This is a genomic window from Streptosporangium sp. NPDC049046, assembly GCF_040649155.1.
In the GTDB taxonomy this organism is placed as follows: Bacteria; Actinomycetota; Actinomycetes; order Streptosporangiales; family Streptosporangiaceae; genus Streptosporangium.
The window spans coordinates 65,195-83,883 of the sequence record NZ_JBEZEZ010000035.1; the positions used below are offsets into that span (position 1 = coordinate 65,195).

Annotated in this window: 13 protein-coding genes and 1 tRNA gene; 5 read left to right on the plus strand and 9 right to left on the minus strand. The window is 69.7% G+C overall.

The window, feature by feature from the left end; all coding sequences use genetic code 11:
• Positions 1-22: 22 nt before the first annotated feature.
• Both thrS and AB0B96_RS34845 read right to left on the minus strand, forming a co-directional pair.
• Entirely contained in the window at positions 23-1,990 is a 1,968-nt protein-coding gene (gene thrS / locus AB0B96_RS34840) for a threonine--tRNA ligase (RefSeq protein ID WP_362905679.1), read from the minus strand.
• Between the two features lie 69 nt (positions 1,991-2,059).
• The gene (locus AB0B96_RS34845; protein ID WP_362905681.1) at positions 2,060-2,662 is read right to left on the minus strand and encodes a glycoside hydrolase family 25 protein; all 603 of its coding nucleotides are present in this window, start codon (positions 2,660-2,662) and stop codon (positions 2,060-2,062) included.
• A gap of 94 nt (positions 2,663-2,756) precedes the next feature.
• Here AB0B96_RS34845 and dapD point away from each other — a divergent pair, with 94 nt between their 5' ends.
• Together dapD and AB0B96_RS34855 are read left to right on the plus strand one after the other, a co-directional pair.
• Positions 2,757-3,746, plus strand: a complete 990-nt coding sequence (dapD, locus tag AB0B96_RS34850) for a 2,3,4,5-tetrahydropyridine-2,6-dicarboxylate N-succinyltransferase (RefSeq protein WP_362905683.1) — start codon at positions 2,757-2,759, stop codon at positions 3,744-3,746.
• 264 nt (positions 3,747-4,010) lie between these two features.
• On the plus strand, positions 4,011-4,655 hold the full coding sequence (locus tag AB0B96_RS34855) for a hypothetical protein (protein ID WP_362905685.1): 645 nt from the start codon (positions 4,011-4,013) through the stop codon (positions 4,653-4,655).
• A 107-nt stretch (positions 4,656-4,762) separates the two neighbouring features.
• On the opposite strand, the gene AB0B96_RS34860 is transcribed toward AB0B96_RS34855, so the two are convergent.
• From AB0B96_RS34860 to AB0B96_RS34875, 4 genes are all read right to left on the minus strand, one after another.
• Positions 4,763-5,659 (minus strand): LLM class F420-dependent oxidoreductase, encoded by an 897-nt coding sequence (locus AB0B96_RS34860; protein WP_362905687.1) that lies wholly within the window; start codon positions 5,657-5,659, stop codon positions 4,763-4,765.
• A 110-nt stretch (positions 5,660-5,769) separates the two neighbouring features.
• Entirely contained in the window at positions 5,770-6,432 is a 663-nt protein-coding gene (locus AB0B96_RS34865) for a TrkA family potassium uptake protein (RefSeq protein WP_350949134.1), read from the minus strand.
• A 135-nt stretch (positions 6,433-6,567) separates the two neighbouring features.
• Positions 6,568-8,469, minus strand: coding sequence for a DNA helicase RecQ (gene recQ / locus AB0B96_RS34870; protein WP_362905689.1), 1,902 nt, complete (start codon positions 8,467-8,469; stop codon positions 6,568-6,570).
• Between the two features lie 313 nt (positions 8,470-8,782).
• Complete coding sequence (locus AB0B96_RS34875) at positions 8,783-12,385, minus strand: discoidin domain-containing protein (protein WP_362905691.1); 3,603 nt, start codon at positions 12,383-12,385, stop codon at positions 8,783-8,785.
• A 1,087-nt stretch (positions 12,386-13,472) separates the two neighbouring features.
• Between AB0B96_RS34875 and AB0B96_RS34880 the strand changes: the two genes are divergently transcribed.
• Positions 13,473-14,315, plus strand: coding sequence for a TrmH family RNA methyltransferase (locus AB0B96_RS34880; RefSeq protein ID WP_362905693.1), 843 nt, complete (start codon positions 13,473-13,475; stop codon positions 14,313-14,315).
• On the opposite strand, the gene AB0B96_RS34885 is transcribed toward AB0B96_RS34880, so the two are convergent.
• Positions 14,284-15,048 carry an rRNA methyltransferase gene (locus AB0B96_RS34885; RefSeq protein ID WP_362905695.1) on the minus strand — a complete coding sequence of 255 codons (765 nt, stop codon included), beginning with the start codon at positions 15,046-15,048 and terminating at the stop codon, positions 14,284-14,286. The genes AB0B96_RS34880 and AB0B96_RS34885 overlap by 32 nt on opposite strands.
• Positions 15,049-15,325: 277 nt before the next feature.
• Positions 15,326-15,397: transfer RNA gene (locus AB0B96_RS34890), tRNA-Val, on the minus strand.
• A 471-nt stretch (positions 15,398-15,868) separates the two neighbouring features.
• Between AB0B96_RS34890 and AB0B96_RS34895 the strand changes: the two genes are divergently transcribed.
• Positions 15,869-16,285, plus strand: coding sequence for an SsgA family sporulation/cell division regulator (locus tag AB0B96_RS34895; protein WP_350949129.1), 417 nt, complete (start codon positions 15,869-15,871; stop codon positions 16,283-16,285).
• A 70-nt stretch (positions 16,286-16,355) separates the two neighbouring features.
• Here AB0B96_RS34895 and AB0B96_RS34900 read toward each other — a convergent pair whose 3' ends face one another.
• Entirely contained in the window at positions 16,356-16,961 is a 606-nt protein-coding gene (locus tag AB0B96_RS34900; protein WP_362905697.1) for a DUF305 domain-containing protein, read from the minus strand.
• Positions 16,962-17,058: 97 nt separating this feature from the next.
• Between AB0B96_RS34900 and AB0B96_RS34905 the strand changes: the two genes are divergently transcribed.
• A complete protein-coding gene (locus tag AB0B96_RS34905) occupies positions 17,059-18,459 on the plus strand; it encodes a hypothetical protein (RefSeq protein WP_362905699.1) in 1,401 nt (466 codons plus the stop codon).
• Positions 18,460-18,689 lie beyond the last annotated feature (230 nt).

The window sequence follows — 18,689 nt, forward strand, 5'->3', positions numbered from 1 at the left end:
GACCTTCCGCCGCCCAGAGTGCTCAGACCTGGACGCGGCGCTCGATCGCGTCGACGATCTCGGCGATCGCCTCGTCGACCGGCACCCCGTTCTTCTGCTCGCCGTTGCGGAAGCGGAAGGAGACCGCGCCGTTGGCGATGTCGTCGTCGCCCGCCAGGAGCATGAAGGGCACCTTGGACTTCTGGGCGTTGCGGATCTTCTTCTGCATGCGGTCGTCGGAGGCGTCGACCTCGATCCTGATGCCCCGCTCGCGGGCCTTCTTGGCCAGGTCCTGGAGGTAGGGCGCGTGGGCCTCGGCGATCGGGATGCCGACCACCTGGACCGGCGCGAGCCAGGGGGGGAACGCGCCGGCGTAGTGCTCGACCAGGACGCCGAAGAAGCGCTCGATCGAGCCGAACAGCGCCCGGTGGATCATGACGGGCTGCTGCCGGGAACCGTCGGTCGACTGGTACTCCAGCTCGAAGCGCTGAGGCAGGTTGAAGTCGAGCTGGATCGTCGACATCTGCCAGGAGCGGCCGATCGCGTCACGGGCCTGCACGGAGATCTTCGGCCCGTAGAACGCCGCGCCGCCCGGGTCGAGCACCAGCTCCAGCTTCTCGGACTCGGCGACCTCGCGCAGGGTCTCGGTCGCCTCCTCCCAGTCCTCGTCGTTGCCGACGAACTTGACCGGGTCCTTGGTCGACAGCTCCAGGTAGAAGTCGTCGAGGCCGTAGTCGCGCAGCAGGTCGAGCACGAAGCGCAGCAGCGACCTCAGCTCGTCGCGCATCTGCTCGCGGGTGCAGTAGATGTGCGCGTCGTCCTGGGTGAGACCCCGCACGCGGGTGAGGCCGTGCACCACGCCGGACTTCTCGTAGCGGTAGACCGTCCCGAATTCGAACAGCCGCAGCGGCAGCTCCCGGTAGGAGCGTCCGCGCGCCCGGAAGATCAGGTTGTGCATCGGGCAGTTCATCGGCTTGAGGTAGTACCTCGCGCCTTCCAGCTCCATGGGGGGGAACATGCCGTCGGCGTACCAGTCGAGGTGACCGGAGATCTTGTAGAGGTTCTCCTTGGTGATGTGCGGGGTGTTGACGAAGGAGTATCCCGCCTCCTCGTGCCGCCTGCGCGAGTAATCCTCCATCACGCGGCGGATCACGCCGCCCTTGGGATGGAAGACCGGCAGGCCCGAGCCCAGCTCGTCGGGGAAGGAGAACAGGTCGAGCTCGGCGCCCAGCTTGCGGTGGTCGCGCTTCTCGGCCTCCTCCAGCAGGTGGAGGTATTCGTCCTGCTTCTCGCGCGACTCCCACGCGGTGCCGTAGATCCGCTGGAGCTGCGGGTTCTTCTCGCTGCCCCGCCAGTAGGCGCCGCCGGAGCGCATCAGCTTGAACGCCGGGATGGACCGGGTGGTCGGCACGTGGGGGCCGCGGCACAGGTCCTTCCAGCGCAGCTCACCGGTCTTGGCGTCGAGGTTGTCGTAGATGGTGAGCTCGGCGCCGCCCACCTCGACGCTCTCCTCCTCGGCCGCGCCGCCCTTGAGGCCGATCAGCTCCAGCTTGTACGGCTCCGAGGCGAGCTCCTCGGCGGCCTGCTCGTCGGAGACGGGCCTGCGGGAGAAGAGCTGCCCCTGCTTGACGATCTCGCGCATGCGCTTCTCGACGCGCTTGAGATCCTCGGGGGTGAACGGGTCCTTGACGTCGAAGTCGTAGTAGAAGCCGTTCTCGACCGGCGGGCCGATGCCCAGCCTGGCCTCGGGGAAGATCTCCTGGACGGCCTGGGCCATGACGTGCGCGGTGGAGTGGCGGACGATGGCGCGCCCGTCGGGGCTGCCCGCGGGAACCGGCTCGATCACGTCGCCCTCGGCCACCGGGGCCGCGAGGTCCTTCAGCTCGCCGTTGGCGCGGGCGGCGACCACCGAGCGGCCGTCCGCCTCCAGCGCCTCTCCGTACGTCGTGCCTCCCGCCACCACACGCGCTGCTCCGGCGATGGTGACACGAAGTTCTGGCACGGCGGACACTGTTGCTCCCTGGGAGAGGTCGACGAATGGTCTGGGAATCGATGCTACCGGTGTCGGCAACGCGATTTCTCAGGCGTCGCGGCTCCGGCGGTAGCCCAGGGAGGTCAGCTCGGCCCGGGTGCCGCGGAAGACGTTGCGGTCGAGGGGCCTGTTCGAGTGCTGGTGGATCGTCCACCTGTCCCACGGCCTCGGCACCTCCGGCCTGCCCCGGGGGTGGTCGGGCGCGGCGATCCACAGCGGATAGGGCTCCAGCCCGGCGCAGTTGCCGCTCCGCGCGAACGACAGGAACGTGTAGATCACCGGCTTGACCCCGGCGAGCGCGACGACCGCCTGGCACCAGACGCGGGCGAACCGCGCCACCCGCTGCGCCGGTAGGTGATCGTTGGTCTCCAGGTCGAGGGCGAGCAGGTCCCCCCTGCGCAGCCCCGCCCGCCGCACGATCCGCAGGAAGTGCACCGCCTGCGCCTCCGGGTCTCCCGCGGGACGGGCGAAGTGGTAGGCGCCGCAGACGATCCAGCTCTCGCGCATGCCGTTCCAGTTGGTGGCGAACCACTTGTCGGTGAAGGTGCTCCCCTCGCTGGCCTTGGCGAACGCGAAGGAGACCCCGCCCCTCGCGTGCGCGCCCCAGTTGACGGCGCCCTGCCAGTTCGACACGTCGATCCCCTGCAACATGGCCGTCAGGCTAACCGCCGGACGGGACGGGGCACACGCCCGACGCTCCCTCGGCGTACTGCCATTGCGGCTGCTTTGGCTAGGCTTGGTCGGCGTGAACGCAGCAGCCCAGACCTCCGGCGCCTACGCGGCCGGCATCGCGACCATCACCTCCGGCGGAACCGTGCTCGACACGTGGTTCCCGTCCCCGCGGCTGGGCGAGCCCCCCTCGCCGGGCACCACGCGGCTGACCGAGCGGGAGGCGGCCGAGGAACTCGGTTCCGAGGTCGCCGCGCTCCTCGGCCCCGACGAGGACCGCGGCGTGGAGGTGGTCGCGGTGCGCACCGGCATCGCGAAGCTGTCGGAGGCCCCCGCCGACGCCCACGACGCCTACCTGCGCCTGCACCTGCTGTCGTCGCGCCTCGTCCAGCCGCACGGCCAGAACCTGGACGGGCTGTTCGGCCTGCTCAGCAACGTGGTGTGGACCAACCACGGGCCGTGCGCCGTCGAGGGCTTCGAGCAGGTGCGGCTCCGCCTGCGCGCCCGGGGTCAGGTGACCGTCTACGGGGTGGACAAGTTTCCCCGGATGGTCGACTACGTGCTGCCCACCGGCGTCCGGATCGCCGAGGCCGACCGGGTCCGTCTCGGCGCGTACCTGGCGAGCGGCACGACCGTGATGCACGAGGGCTTCGTCAACTTCAACGCCGGCACGCTCGGCACCTCCATGGTCGAGGGCCGCATCTCGGCGGGTGTCGTCGTGGGCGACGGGTCGGACGTCGGCGGCGGTGCCTCGATCATGGGCACCCTGTCCGGCGGCGGCAAGCAGGTCATCTCCATCGGGCGGCGCTGCCTGCTGGGTGCCAACAGCGGCGTCGGCATCTCCCTGGGCGACGACTGCGTCGTGGAGGCGGGCCTCTACGTCACCGCCGGGACCAAGGTGGTCCTGCCGGCGGAAGGGCCCGAGGGACGGGTGGTCAAGGCGTCCGAGCTCTCCGGCGCCTCCGGTGTGCTGTTCCGCCGCAACTCCACCTCGGGCGCGGTCGAGGCCGTGCCCCGTACGGGGACGAGCGTGGAGCTCAACAGCGTCCTGCACGCCAACGACTGACCGTCTGATCGTCGGCTCTCGTCCGGGAGCCGCTCCGGGAGCACGGCCCGCCGTCCTCGCGAGGTGCGGGGACACCTCTCCGGTTCGTCCCGCGCGGGGCTCGCGGATGTTCGTCCGCGGGCCCCTCAGCTGACAGAGTGGCCCCACGGGTCCGCTGGGGCCCGCTTGAGCCACTGGGGCCGCTTGAGTCACTGGGGCAGCCGGGGCCACTGGGGCCACGACCCTCACGCCCGAACGGGGGCGGTCCGCGCTGGAAGGATTCGGATGACCGGTCAGGGGATGGCGGGCGACGGTGAGATCGGTGGCAGCGGTGAGAACGGTGAGAACATGGCCGGGGCGGTGGCCCGGTGGGTGACCGGGCTGTTCGCGCCGCAGGTGCTGGTCATCGGGCTGCCTCCGCTCGTCGGGCTGATGGCGGACGGCTGGCCCGGTGCGGTCTGGGGCCTGGTGGCCTCGGCCCTGTGCGGCGGGATCCCGGCCCTGGTGATCCTGAACGGGGTCCGTTCCGGACGCCTCGACTCCCACCACCTGGTCGACCGGTCGAGCCGTACGGTTCCGCTGCTGGTCGCGGTCGCCTCGGTGGTCGTCGCGCTGACGCTGCTGATCCTGCTGGGTGCCCCCCGGCTTCTGGTGGCCACGGTGACCGCGATGCTGGCCGCGCTCGCGGTGACGGTCCCGATCACCTTCCGGTGGAAGATCTCCTTCCACGCGGCCGTGTCGGCGGGCACCGTGGTGGTGCTGGCCCATGTGCTGCCCGCCGCGCCCACGCTGGTCGCGGGCGCGCTCGTCGTGGCGACGGTGTGCTGGGCGCGCGTCAGGCTCACCCACCACACACCCGCCCAGGTCGCCGCGGGGACCGCCGTCGGGGCGGGGACGGCGTGGGCGGCCCTGAGCGCCTTCGGCGTCTGAGCGGGACCGCCCCCTACGTGGGTGGCGGGAGAGAAAGAGCCCTCAGAGGATCGGCGTCGCCGACGGCCGCTCGCGCGGGGCGCCGGGCGGCAGGGGCGGAGGAGCCTTCACAGGAGGCTCTTGAGGAACTCCCGCGTCCGGGTGCCCGGGGAGTACTCGGCGGCGACGAAGTCGGTGACCCCGGCCTTGGCGAGCGCCTCGATCCGCGCCGACACCTCGTCCTCGTCTCCGACGATCGCCACATCCGCGGGCCCTGCGGCGCCCTCCCTGTCGAGCATCGCCCGGTACGACGGCAGCTGGCCGTAGATCTCGAATCGCTCGGCGGCCAGTGCCCTCGCCGCCTCGGCGTCGTCGGTGACACAGACGGGCAGCGCGCACACGATCCTCGGCTCGGGGCGCCCCGCGGCCCGCGCGGCCTCGGTGACGGCGGGGGCGACGTGCTCGGCCACCGTCTTGGCGCCGGTCATCCACAGCACGGTGCCGTCCGCCACCTCCCCGGCCAGCCTGAGCATCCTCGGGGCCAGGGCGGCGATGAGCACGGGCATGTCCCTCGGCCCCGGCGTGTTCAGGCCCAGCCGTGCCGTGAGGGTCTCCCCCTCGAAGGAGACGTTCTCCCCGCGTACGAGCGGTATCAGGATCGACAGGTATTCGCGCATGTGGCGGGCGGGCCGCTCGAAGCTCATGCCGTAGATGCCCTCGATCACGATCTGGTGCGAGAGACCGATACCGAGGGCGAGCCGCCCGTCGAGGGCGGCGTTGACGGTGAGCGCCTGCTGGGCGAGGACCGCCGGGTGGCGCGGGTAGGTCGGGACGACGGCGGTGCCGAGCTCGATCCCCGGCACCTGGCTTCCGGCCACGGCGAGCGCCGTCAGGGCGTCGAGGTCGAACGTCTGGGACATCCAGACGGAGGAGAAGCCGTCATCGGCCCCGCGGGCGATGCTTTCCCGTACGTCACCGAGCGCGTCCGGCTTCTGGGAGCCGCTGAGGAACAGTCCGAATCGCATCGTTACCGAACTCCGTTCTAGGAAGTTTCGCCCAGTCTAGATCGCTCGCGGCGAACACACGGCGACCCGGGCACGGCGAGTCGGGGGCGCACGGCGCGAGGCCGGGGGGCTCACGGGAGTTCGGTGAACCGCTCCACCTGCTCGATCTTGCCCGCGATGACGATGACGTCCCCGTACCCGAGTACGGTCCCCGCGTCGGCGTAGGTGAACTCGTCGTACTGGCCCTTCACGCACACCACGGTCACGCCGTACTTGCGCCGCAGGTTGGACTCGCCCAGGGGCACGCCGACGTACTCGCGGGGCGGACGGGTCTTGACCACCGCGTAGTCGCCGTCCACCTCCATGTAGTCGAGCATCCGCCCGTTGAGCAGGTGGGCCAGCCGCTCCCCCATGTCGTGCTCGGGAAGGATCACGTGATGGGCGCCGACCCGCTCCAGGATGCGGCCGTGCTCGCGGCTGATCGCCTTGGCCCAGACGTCCTCGATCTCCAGCTCGACGAGCAGGGACGTGGTGAGGATGCTGGACTCCAGGTCGGTGCCGATCGCGACCACGGCCCGGTAGAAGTCGGGCACCCCCATCTGCCGCAGTGCCTCGATGTCGGTGGAGTCCGCGACGACGACGTGGGTGAGCTTTCCCGCCAGGCTCTGCACCACCTTGGGGCGGTTGTCGATCGCCAGCACCTCGGTGCCCCTGCGAAACAGCTCGACCGCGAGGGAGCTGCCGAAGCGGCCGAGCCCGACGACCACCACCGGGTCGTTCCTTCTGTCAGCCAACGATCGTCCTCTTTCGGGAGTCCGCGGCCACGGGGGTCCGCCAATGCGAGGAGCCCGGAGGCGGACGACAGCCTCCAGGCTCCTCTATGCGTCTCACTGCGCGGGCCATCAGGCCCGAATTCGCCCGATTCTATCTCAGGGGAACTCCAGAAGGGTTTCCTCGCCGCCCTCGGACTCCCCTGCGGATCCCGCGAGGGTGTCGAGAACCTGCTGCCCGTACTTGGCCAGCTTGTTCTCCCCCACCCCGCTCACCGTGCCCAGCTCGGCCAGGGACGAGGGCGCCCTGGTCGCGATCTCGCGCAGGGTCGCGTCGTGGAAGATCACGTACGCGGGCACGCCCTGCTCCTTCGCGGTGGCTCCGCGCCAGGCGCGGAGCAGCTCGAACACCGGGACCGCCTCCGGTGGCATCTCGACGGGATCGGCCCGGCGCGAGGTGGAGGCCGCCGAGGACCGGGAGGCCTTGGCGGCGCGCGGCGCCCTCTCCGGCTCGCGCCGCAGTGGCACCTGGCGTCTGCGGCCCAGGACCTCCGCGCTCGCCTCGGTCAGCACCAGCGTGCCGTAGTCGCCCTCGACGGCGAGCAGTCCCTGCGCCAGCAGCTGGCGGACCACGCCGCGCCACTCGGCCTCGCTCAGCTCCGTGCCGATGCCGAACACCGTCAGCCCGTCGTGGTCGTGCTGGATGACCTTCGCCGTCTTCTTACCGAGGAGGATGTCGATGATCTGACCGGCGCCGAACTTCTGGCGGCGTTCGCGCATGAGCCGGAACACGGTCGACAGGACCTTCTGCGCGGCGACCGTGCCGTCCCACGACTCCGGGGGCGACAGGCAGGTGTCGCAGTTGCCGCAAGCGGTGCCCTCCTGGCCGAAGTAGGCGAGCAGCCGCACGCGGCGGCACTCGACCGCCTCGCACAGGGCGAGCATCGCCTCCAGGTGGGTGGCCAGGCGGCGCCGGTGGGCGTCGTCGCCCTCGGAGGTGTCGATCATCTTGCGCTGCTGCACGACGTCCTGGAGTCCGTAGGCGAGCCACGCGGTGGAGGGCAGGCCGTCGCGCCCGGCCCTGCCGGTCTCCTGGTAGTAGCCTTCGACGGACTTGGGCAGGTCGAGGTGGGCGACGAAGCGCACGTCGGGCTTGTCGATGCCCATGCCGAACGCGATCGTGGCGACCATGACGAGGCCGTCCTCGCGCAGGAAACGCGCCTGGTTGGCGGCGCGGACGCGGGCGTCGAGCCCCGCGTGGTAGGGCAGCGCCTCGATGCCGTTCTGCACCAGGAACTCGGCGATCTTCTCGACCGAGTTGCGCGACAGGCAGTAGACGATGCCCGCGTCGCCCGCGTGCTCGGTGCGCAACAGCTCCAGCAGCTGCCGCTTGGGCTCGTTCTTGGGGGCGATGCGGTACTGGATGTTGGGGCGGTCGAAGCTCGCCACGAAGTGGCGGGCCTCTTCCAGGTTCAGGCGGGAGGCGATCTCGGCGTGGGTGGCCTTGGTGGCCGTCGCGGTCAGCGCGATGCGCGGCACGTCGGGCCAGCGCTCGTGCAGCGCGGACAGGGCGAGGTAGTCGGGCCGGAAGTCGTGCCCCCACTGGGCCACACAGTGGGCCTCGTCGATCGCGAACAGCGAGATCACTCCGCTGTCGAGCAGCCGCAGCGTCGCGTCGACCCGCAGGCGCTCCGGCGCCAGGTAGAGCAGGTCCAGCTCTCCGGAGAGGAAGGCCGACTCGACGGCGCGGCGCTCCTCGAAGTCCTGGGTGGAGTTGAGGAACCCGGCCCGTACGCCGAGGGCGGTCAGGGCGTCGACCTGGTCCTGCATGAGCGCGATGAGCGGTGAGATCACCACTCCCGTGCCCTTCCGCACGAGGGCGGGGATCTGGTAGCACAGCGACTTGCCGCCACCGGTCGGCATGAGCACGAGGGCGTCGCCTCCGGAGACGACATGCTCGATGATCTCCTGCTGGCCCTCCCGGAACGAGTCGTAGCCGAAGACGCGCTGCAGGACCCGCGACGCGTCGCTCGCCTCGGGGCCGTTCTCGGGGGAAGCCATCGGGACAGTGTACGAGGATCTTCCCGCCGGTCGGCGACGAACAGGCCGCAACCGCGGGAGGCGCCCGGCACCGCACCAGGCCATACCGGGCCATACGGAACCGGGGGCGTCGGCGTGGGGCGGGCCGTGTGCCGGTTCGGCGGTGACGGAGCGATCCAGCGGGGATGGACCGGTTCGATAGAGATTTCGATCGAGATAGGGAGCGGGGGAAGGTGCCGCCGGGAGGGTCGGTCCTCCCGGCGACACCGGCTTGCTTCCCTGCTGTCTTATTTCGGCTGCTTTGTTTCGGCCTTCTTTCGGGTCTCCCGCGGGATCACGGGTTGACGTTGATCGTGAAGGTCGACGTCGTGTTCTTGATGTTCTGGAAGTTGTCGCTCATCCGGAGGTTGTTGAACGTGGCCGAGCCGACCGCCGGTCCCTGGCCCGGCTCGGGCATCTCGTTCGCCCAGACGGCCCAGCCGGACTTGGCGTCGAAGGCGTCGCCGCTCTTCCTGGCACCGGTGATCGAGATGTTCGTGAAGATCGTGTCGGTGACCGGGTTCTGCGGCTGGCCGCCGACGTAGTTGGTCTGGAACATGATGCCGCCGTAGGTCGGGTCCACGATGTCCACGTTGCTCACGCGGATGCCCTGGAAGACCTTGGAGGCGGAGAAGACCCAGATCGCCGGGAAGACCTGCTGCCCCCAGAAGTGACCGCCGGCGCGGACGATCGAGATGTTCTCGAACCTGGTGGGCGGGCTGGCGCCGAAGCCGTTCATCGGGTAGCCGAAGTCCAGCGAGCTGATCGTGATGCCGGAGTAGACGAGCGTGTCGGCGATGTAGATGTTCCTGAAGACGTTGTCGTACCCGCCGTAGACCGCGACGCCCGCGGCCCGCCAAGTCAGGATCGACGTCAGGTTCTCGTAGACGTTGCCGCGCATGTCGGCGCCGCCGGCGTCGATCGCGGAGAACAGCGCGAAGCTGTCGTCTCCGGTGGCGCGGGCCTCGTTGTTGCTGACGAGGTTGTCGGTGCTGCCGTTGGTCATGTTGATGCCGTCGGCGAACATGTTGCGGATGCGGGAGTTCTTGATCGTCACCCGGTCGGTGTTGGCGCCCCAGTAGAGGCAGACCATGTGCTCGTTCCAGATGTTGTCGATCACCACGTCGGCGACGTTGGCGAAGTCGAACACCTTGCCCGGCCCGTCGATGCGGGAGGTGTAGTTGCCGAAGTAGGCGAAGTTCGCGAAGGACGAGCCGTTCGCGCTGGCCTCGGCGCGGAAGCCGATGTCGGTGTTGTCCTGGTTGCCGGGCGCCCGGAACTGGGTGTACCAGGGACCGGCGCCGACGACCTTGACGGCCTTGCCGTAGACCTGGAACTTGCTCGCCGTCTGGTAGGTGCCCGCCGGGAGATAGACGCCGACCAGGGTGCCGGTGGTGTCCATCCGCACCCGGTCGAGGGCGTTCTGCACGTCCTGGTGGGTGAAGCCGGTGGGGGTCGTGTACCTGGCGGGGTCGGGGTTCGCGATCGGCGAGACCTGCTCGGTGTTGATGAAGTCGATCGCGTACGTCGTGGTGTTGGCGGGGTCCTTCTGCAGCCTGATCTTGCTGCCTGCCGGGACGGTGGTCCCCAGCATGACGTTGGCCTCGTCGTAGATGTGCCGCGGCCCGCCGGAGCCCGGCGAGTTGCCGGGGCCCGCCTCGGGGCCGTACAGCCAGGCGTACTTGGACGTCAGGTTGATCGGCTTGAGGAAGGTGCCGTTGACGTAGATGTTCAGCGTCGAGTCGATGCCGCCGCCGCCCGGGGCGTCGGGGATGGAGAAACGGGTGACCAGGGTGTTGGTGCTCGCCTTGGTGGTGAACTCGACGTAGCTGCCCGTGCTGTTCAGCGTCACGGCCCTGCGGCCCGACGCCTCACCCGCCACGTCGCCGATGGTGCGGTTGGGGCCGACCACCGCCGCCCCGCCGCCGACGACGGCGTCCTCGGCCTCGTACATCTCGTACGGCATGTTGGCGCCACGACCGACGAAGAGCGGCTGGACGGTGGTGTTGTTCGCCCGCTTGACCGGCAGCTCGTTGGCGTCGTCGGCGAGGACGGTCCTGACGGTGTACTTGCCGTTCGCCGCCGTCCAGGTGCCCAGGTTCACCGGGCTCGTGGTGGCACCCGGCGCGATCACGCCGCTGTGGGAGCCGGTCAGGGTACGGACGACGGTGCCCGCCTCGTTGAGCACGGTGAGGGTGATGCCGTGGGCGCCGCTCGCGGAGGCGAGTGTGCCCTGGTTCTTGATCGCCACGGAGAAGGTGACGACGTTGCCCACGGCCGGGTTGCCGGGGGTCCAGCCGGTCGTGGCGACCAGGTCGGAGGTGTCGACCGGCCTGACCACGAGCGGGGCGGAGCTCGTGAAGGTGTTGTTCGACTCGTTCTGCTCGATGACGGTGTCGTCCTCGTCGACCTTGGCGCTCAGCGGGTAGCTGCCCGCGTCGCGGGGACCGGCGGCGGCCGACACCGTGACGGACGCTCCGGCGGCCAGCCCGGCGACCGAGGCGGTACCGACCTTGGTGGTGCCCAGGTAGAAGTTGACGTTCGTCGCGCCGGAGGCAGCGGAGCCGCCGTTGCGCACCGTGGCCGAGAGCGTGACGGAGTCGGTCTCGACGGGGGACGCGGGGGACGCGGTCACACCGGTGATCGTCAGGTCCGGGTTCGGCGCCGGGGTGCCGATGACCTGGAACTCGGCGACCTGCCCGGCGGGGGCGCCGGTGTTCGAGGTGAACCTGAGCTGGACGTCGGCGTAGGCGCCGCTGACCGGGATCGTCACCGTGTTACCCGAGGCGGGGTCGAAGGTGTGGTTCGCCGCCGCGGCCAGGGTGGTGAAGGTGGTCGAGCCCTGTCCTCGCCCGAGAACCTGGATGTTCTGCGTGCGCGTCGCCCAGACGCTGTCGGGGTTCAGCTTCACCACGACCGAGCTGAGGGTGGCGTTCGCGCCGAGGCTCACGGTCAGCGTGTTGGGGTAGCTGCCGCCGTTGCCCTCCCAGTAGGTCGCCGTGTCGTTGTCGTTGGCGTTGGCGGCCACGAAGGTGAAGACCGAGGAGGAGGCGGTGATCGCCTTGCCGACGGCAAGGTTCGACCCCGGCGGGGTGCTGCCCGTACGGGTGACGGTGTTGCTGTTTCCCGACTGGTTGCCCGCGGCGTCCTTGGCCTTGACGTGGTAGGAGACCGTCGCGGTGGCCGGCTGGGTGTCGGTGTAGGTCAGCACGTTGCCCGCGACGCTGGCGCGCAGGGCGTTGTTGGCGTAGACGTCGTATCCGGTCACGCCGACGTTGTCGGACGAGGCGTTCCAGGTCAGCCTGATCTGGCCCGAGCCCGGCTCGGTGTAGGCCAGGTTCGACGGCGTGCTCGGCGGTGTCGTGTCACCGCCGGAGCCGGGTCCGTACACCTCGAACTCGGAGAGCTGACCGGCGGGCCAGCCCGTGTTCGCGGTGATGTTCAGCCGGAGGTAGCGGGCGCTGGTCGTGGCGAAGTCGATCGTCACCGTGTTGCCGGTCGCCGGGTCGAAGGTGCGGCCGGCGGAACCGGCGACGGTCGTGGTGGGCGTGGCGCTCGTGCCCGCCAGCACCGACAGGGTCTGCGTCCTGGTGTTCCAGGCCGCCGCGGGCGGCAGCTTCAGGACGACCTGGTTGACGCTGGTCACGGCTCCGAGGTCCACCTGAACCCACTGCGGGAAGGTGTTGTTGCTGCTCTCCCAGTAGGTGGTGGCGTTGCCGTCGGTGACGTTGCCCGCGCCGTAGGGGGCGTTGACACTGCTGGAGGAGGCCGCCTTCCCCACCGCCAGGTTGGGGCCGGCCGCCGCCGAGGCCGGTGCGGTGACCGCCCCGGCCAGAGCGAGCAGGCTGGTCGCGGCCGTCGCCGCCATCAGCCGTAACGCCAAGTAGTGCTTTCTCATCGCGTTCCTCTATCTCTCGTCTGGGACGACAGGGTCGGGAGGGAGGCCGCGGCCTCCGCCACGCGACGCGCTCGGCACCCGGGGGTGCTTCGCCCACAAGGCGCCGATCCCCGGTCCTCTTGTTCCGGGTCCTCGGAATCCGGCGGGCCGGCCGGATGATCTGTGCCGGCCGAGCCGTGAGCCGTGCCTCGTTCGTCGCTGGGGGGTGCTGGTCGCCGTTACGCCGGGGTCCTTCCTGCGGAGGTGGCCGGCGGGACGAGCGACGGTGAACGTCGGATCTTTCGATGAGGCCCGGACGGGAGGTGTCCGGGATCGCGGGCCCTGACCGGTCGCGGCCCGGGGCGCTCCGCCGGGCGCGGGCCACGGCGCCCTGCCTTCGACTGCCTTCGACTGCCTTCGACTGCCGTCGACGGCCGTTCAGGTCGGCACGAGGGCGATGAGTGTCGCAACCGGCTGCCAGGGCGGCGAACGGCCGCGCGATGCCGAGGACGACGTCACCTGGGACCTCTCCGAAGGGGTGGGAGAGATGCGCCGAAGCAGCACATCACTGCCGCAAGTTGCGGAGAATAGAGAGAATTTAACGGGACTTTGCAATATTTTTGCACTTCGCTGGCCAAAGGTTACATACGTGCTACGGCCGCGTCAACGGGTCGAGAAGGCCGGTTCACCTTGCCCCGGACCCTTCTGTGCTGCCCGGCCGGCCACCTGTCCCGGACGCCAAAGAGGACCGCCCGCGCTGGGGGCGGTGAGAGCGCGGCGAAGGCATAGGGTGGCCCACTGGAGTGGTCAGTCGGGCTGAAAGACATCCAGGTCGTAACCGTGCCGAGTCGTGGCGATTCAAGGATGAGGCGACCGGGCGGTCGCCTCATCGCGGAGCCTGCCGGTTTCGAGGCGGCCGTGGAGGATGCCGACGAGCCGGTGGGCGAGCTGTCGCAGTACGGTCTCGCGGGCCACTCCGTAAACTCTGATCCTGTCGCGGAGCACTGCCTTTCGGCGGGGCCCAAGGCCACAGAGGTGCCCACCCGTCAGACGGCTGCCGACCAGCGAGTCCGCCTACGGCGACCCGCTACGACCGATGAGGACACACGTGCCGGCGATTCGGCGAATCACCACGCGAAATGCTCGGTTCCAGCAGTGGGAGTCCCTGCTCACCAACCGCAACAAGCGGACCCGGGCCCGCGAATTCCTGGTCCAGGGGGTCCGTCCGATCTCGCTCGCGGTGAAACACGGCTGGCCCGTCCACGCGCTCATCCACAACGGGCAGCGCGACCCGTCGAAGTGGCTGGAGGAACTGCTGCGCACGGTGCGGGTCGAGCGGATCGCGATGGATCCCGAGATGCTGGCGGATCTGGGCGAGAAGAACGAGGCACCGCCCGAGGCCGTCGCCGTCGTGGGAATGCCCGCCGACGACCTCGGCCGCATCGCGGTCGGGGACGACTTCCTGGGCGTCGTGTTCGACCGCCCGACGAGCCCCGGCAACATCGGCAGCATCATCCGCTCGGCTGACGCCCTGGGCGCGCACGGGCTGATCGTGGCGGGTCACGCCGCCGACGTGTACGACCCGAAATCGGTCAGGGCGAGCACGGGCTCGTTGTTCTCCCTGCCCGCCGTCCGGGTGCCCGCGCCGAGCGACGTGCTCGGCTGGGTGGCCGCGCAGCGTGACCGCGGTAAGCCGATCGTCGTGGTGGGCACCGACGAGCACGGCGACCGCGACATCTTCGACTTCGACTTCACCCAGCCGACGCTCCTGCTGGTCGGCAACGAGACCAGCGGGCTCAGCGGCACATGGCGCGAGGCGTGCGACACGATGGTGAGCATCCCCATGGCCGGGGCGGCGAGCTCGCTGAACGCCGCGAACGCGGCCACCGCGATCCTCTACGAGGCGTCCCGGCAGCGGATCACCGCTGCGAGGACCGGCCGGCGGCGGTGAGGTCGGCGGCGGCGAAGAAGGCGACCGCTCTGGTACCGATCCGCATCAGCTGACGGGGGCGGACACCCGCCCCCACGGGCACGCGACGGCCACGGACGGCCACGGCGACCACCGTGTGCGGCGGCAGGACCTCCCCCAGCGCCACCGTCATCGCCGGCAGGTTCTTGTCCTGATGGCCTCCCTGCCAGTTGGTCTGCTCGTCGTAGGGCGGATCGGTGATCACGATGTCCGGCTCGTGGCCGTCGATCGCCGCGGCCAGCTGGGCGGGATCGAAGACGTCGGCCCGCCGGAGCCGGTGAGGCACCGGGCCGCCGCCCGCGGCCAGTCGGCGGGCGAGCCGCTCCGCCGCCTCGGCGGCCTGCGCGTAGCCGGGTTTGCCGAAGCGTTCCGCCCGGTCCGCCAGTTCCGCCGCCCTGCTTCGCAGCCCGGTCTCGGTCAGCAGGCCCAGGTTGGCCCGTGCCGCACCGAGTGCGTCCTCGGAGAGGTCGGAGGCGAGCAGCGCCTTGACGCGCGGGCGCTGGAGGAGGGCCAGCACGGTGAGCAGGTAGCCGCTCCCGCAGCAGGGGTCCCACACCACGGCCGGATCCGCGCCACCGCGCAGGGCCAGGGCTCGCTGGAAGATCTCGGCGGCGAGCCGTACCGGGAAGGCGGGCATGCCGGGGGCGGAGTGGAGAACGGAGCCGCCGGCGAGGTCGCTGTGATCCACCCGTGTCGTCTCGTACAGGTATGCCAATCCGCCCGTCCTTGTCGTCGAGGCCCTCAGGTTATCCCTGCCGCGCCTTGATCCAGCGGAGGGGAGAACAGCCCGCACGCCCGTTTTCGGCCGTTCCCGCTACTTGAGGCACGCACGGAGGAGCTCGGGGCGCCCACCTGATCGCATGAGGGTCTGGAGGGCTGGAGGCCCCGCCCAGGCCATCTCGATCACGGCCCGCCACGCGGGCCCTTCCTGGACAGAGGAAAGCCCCTCGGCTGGTGTCAGCCGAGGGGCCCTGACCTGCTTCTTGCTAGTGTGGGCGATACTGGGATCGAACCAGTGACCTCTTCGGTGTGAACGAAGCGCTCTCCCGCTGAGCTAATCGCCCGCCCTGTGCGGCCCCTCACGGTGCCGACGTGGAAAACCATACAGCAATCCGGGAGCACTCGCGAAGCGGTGTTCGCCACTAGAATGATCTTGAAAGACGACACGGTCGGGAGGCAAAGGTCTGAGGATGCATCCGGCGGGGGGCTACGGTGTCATAGCATCGTCCTGATCCGTAGAAGCACCGAACGACCCGCGCTCGACCCGAATCACCCGAGACGCCCCGCCGGGGAGTCGACGGTGACCAAAACGAGACGCAAAACCCTTGCAAATACGGCCCTGTTGGTGATGTTTAGCCAGGTAGATGCCCAAATGTCGCGCTGTGATGTGTGTTACAGAAGGGCGTGGAGGCGGAATCTTTCCTACAGGTTTCTTTGTTCCGCGTGGTAGCTCGCGAGGGACGAAGCCGTTCGTAGCAGTGAGAGCAGTGAAAGCCCCGCAGAGGGGACCGACGACGAAAAAGGTTTGGCTGACGATGAACAGCTCCACCGTCTCTGCCGAGCTAGGCCTTCGGCTTGTGGTCCCCGACCGTACCACCGTCCCCCTGCTCGCCGGACTCAGCTATACGGCCGGTGATCCGTACGCGATCAGGATGGCCTTCCACGTGGGCAACGACGAGCCCGTCGAGTGGATCTTCGCTCGCGAGCTGCTGACGGTCGGCATCGTGCGGCGGGTCGGCGACGGGGACGTCCAGGTGTGGCCGGCGCGCGCCGACGGCGAGCGCACGTTGCACATAAGCCTCACCTCGCCGTTCGGCCAGGCCCTGTTCGAGGTGCCGCTGGCCCCGCTCACGGAGTTCCTGCACCGGACCTACGAGCTGGTCCCCGCCGGTCGCGAGACCGACTTCATGGACCTCGACGCCGAGCTCAGCAACATGCTCTGGAGTTCCTGACCCGCGCCCCGCGGGGGGCTGCCCGGCTGTCGGAATCGTCCGCGACGCCCTCCCCCAGGCCGGGGGCACATCAGGTTCCGGATTTGAGCAGGTCCCGCATCCGGGCGATCTCGATGCCCTGACCCGCCACGACGTCCTTGGCGGTGGCCAGCATGGCCCGGTCGGCGCCCTCGCGCAGCTGGAGCCCGGCCATCGTGACCGCCGCCTCGTGATGGGTGATCATGAGGGCGAGGAAGAGCGTGTCGAAGGCCGGCCCTCTGGCCGCCCTGAGCCGGTTCATCTCCTCCAGCGGGAGAGTGTGCGCGTCGTGGTCGCCGTGCTCGCCCGGAGTCCTTCCCACCGTCTTCAGCCATGAGGTCATGGCCGCGATCTCGGGTCGCTGCGCGGCGGTGATCCGCTCGGCGAGCCTTCGCAGGGAGGGGGACGACGACCTGGAGGGCACCAGCTCCGCCATCTCCAGCGCCTGCCGGTGGTGCGGGATCATGCCCTCGGCGAACCTCACGTCGGCCGCGGTGACGCGCGCCTCGGATTCTCCCAGCCTCTCGCCCGGTCTCGCCGTGCGACCGCTCTCCCCAGGGCCGCCAGGAATGATCACGGGCGCGCCGGATTCGGCGACGAGCGGGGCAGGCCGCTCCGATCCGGTCTCCGCGCATCCACCGAGAACCGATGCCACCATGATCATGGCGATAACCTGACTCGGCACACGCATCCTCCGCATAGCTTCAATAATGGGGCAAGTGGACCGACATATTGGGGGCACCGTGCGACCGATCGTGGCATTCGGCCTGGCCGGGTTACTTCTCGTGGCCGGGTGCGGGGCGGACCCGACTCCCGCGGCCTCGCCGCCGTCCGCCGCCACCTCGGCCCCTCCGGCCACGCCGGAGGAGAGCCCGAGCTCCACGGGGCAGACGACCTCCGCTCCCGGCGTCTCCGGTGACGGCATCCACAGCGACAACATCACGCATGTGGCCAACGTGCCTCCCGGCGCCCCGCTCGACGGGCCCCAGGCATGGGGGACCGACCTGGCCTTCCAGGGGGACTACGCGTTCGTCGGCAACTTCGAGGGCTTCACCGTCTTCGACATCTCCGAGCCGTCGAGCCCCTCGGTGGTCAGCCGGGTGCTCTGCCCCGGTGAGCAGAACGACATCTCGGTGAGCGGGGACCTGCTGTTCCTCTCGATCGACTCCGTCCGGGCCGGCACCGAGTGCGACGCCCAGCGCGGAGAGCCGGAGTCCGACGGTTTCGAGGGCATCCGGATCTTCGACATCTCGGACAAGAGCCACCCGAGGTTCGTCTCCGCGGTCCGTACCGACTGCGGTTCCCACACGCACACCCTCGTGCCCGGCAAGAGCTCGGACAAGGTCTACCTCTACATCTCCTCCCCCGGCCCGGAGCCCGAGTCGACGACCTGCCCCGCGCCGCACAACAAGCTCTCCGTGGTCGAGGTGCCCGTCAAGGCTCCGGAGACCGCCAAGGTGGTCTCGAAGCCGGTGCTCTCCGGTCAGCTCCCCGAGGACGGGATCGGCGGCTGCCACGACCTCACGGCCTACCCCGAGAAGGACCTCGCCGCCGCGGCCTGCTTCGGTGACGGGTTCCTGCTGGACATCGCCGACCGGGTCAATCCCAAGGTGCTCAAGCGCGTGAGCGACAAGGAGAACTTCTCCATCTGGCACTCGGCGACGTTCAACAACGACGCCACCAAGATCGTCTTCGGGGACGAGCTGGGCGGCGGCGTCAGCGCGACCTGTGACTCCAACACTCCGAAGACCAAGGGCGCCAACGCGGTGTACGACCTCGGCAAGGACCGCAGGCTCACGCTCCGCGGCTACTTCAAGATCCCGAGGGAGCAGGCCGCCGACGAGAACTGCGTCGCGCACAACGGGTCGCTGCTGCCGGTTCCGGGCAAGGACATCATGGTCCAGGCGTGGTACCAGGGCGGGGTGTCCGTCTGGGACTTCACCGACGCGGACAAGCCCCGGGAGATCGGCTTCTTCGAGCGGGGCCCGATCCCAGGGCTCGGCGGATCCTGGTCGGCGTACTACTACAACGGCCACATCTACTCGAGTGACATCACCAGGGGCCTGGACGTGCTCCGCATCGACGACCCCCTCACCGATCCGGCCTCCAAGGTCAGGATCAAGGAGCTGAACGCGCAGACCCAGGTGTCCTACTAGCCCCGTTTCCCACCCGCGCCACATCGTCGCGCCTCAGCGGCGATGTCCGATCGACGCGATCCGATCGACGCGGCGGGTGAGCCCTCGCGTCGATCGGGGGGCGCGTGCGGGACACGGGATCGGCGGGCAGCCGGACGACGGACCGGGGTGAGATCGAGGTCGAAGGTGTGGCCGACATCGGCTCGCGAGGGAGGCATGGACGGCGAAGTCGGACGGGAGCGGTCGGACGT

Coding starts and splice junctions, on each gene's coding strand:
- AB0B96_RS34845 (WP_362905681.1), bottom strand. CDS start 2,662: ATGTTGCAGGGGATCGACGTGTCGAACTGGCAGGGCGCCGTCAACTGG.
- AB0B96_RS34855 (WP_362905685.1), top strand. CDS start 4,011: ATGACCGGTCAGGGGATGGCGGGCGACGGTGAGATCGGTGGCAGCGGT.
- AB0B96_RS34860 (WP_362905687.1), bottom strand. CDS start 5,659: ATGCGATTCGGACTGTTCCTCAGCGGCTCCCAGAAGCCGGACGCGCTC.
- recQ (WP_362905689.1), bottom strand. CDS start 8,469: ATGGCTTCCCCCGAGAACGGCCCCGAGGCGAGCGACGCGTCGCGGGTC.
- AB0B96_RS34875 (WP_362905691.1), bottom strand. CDS start 12,385: ATGAGAAAGCACTACTTGGCGTTACGGCTGATGGCGGCGACGGCCGCG.
- AB0B96_RS34895 (WP_350949129.1), top strand. CDS start 15,869: ATGAACAGCTCCACCGTCTCTGCCGAGCTAGGCCTTCGGCTTGTGGTC.
- AB0B96_RS34900 (WP_362905697.1), bottom strand. CDS start 16,961: ATGGTGGCATCGGTTCTCGGTGGATGCGCGGAGACCGGATCGGAGCGG.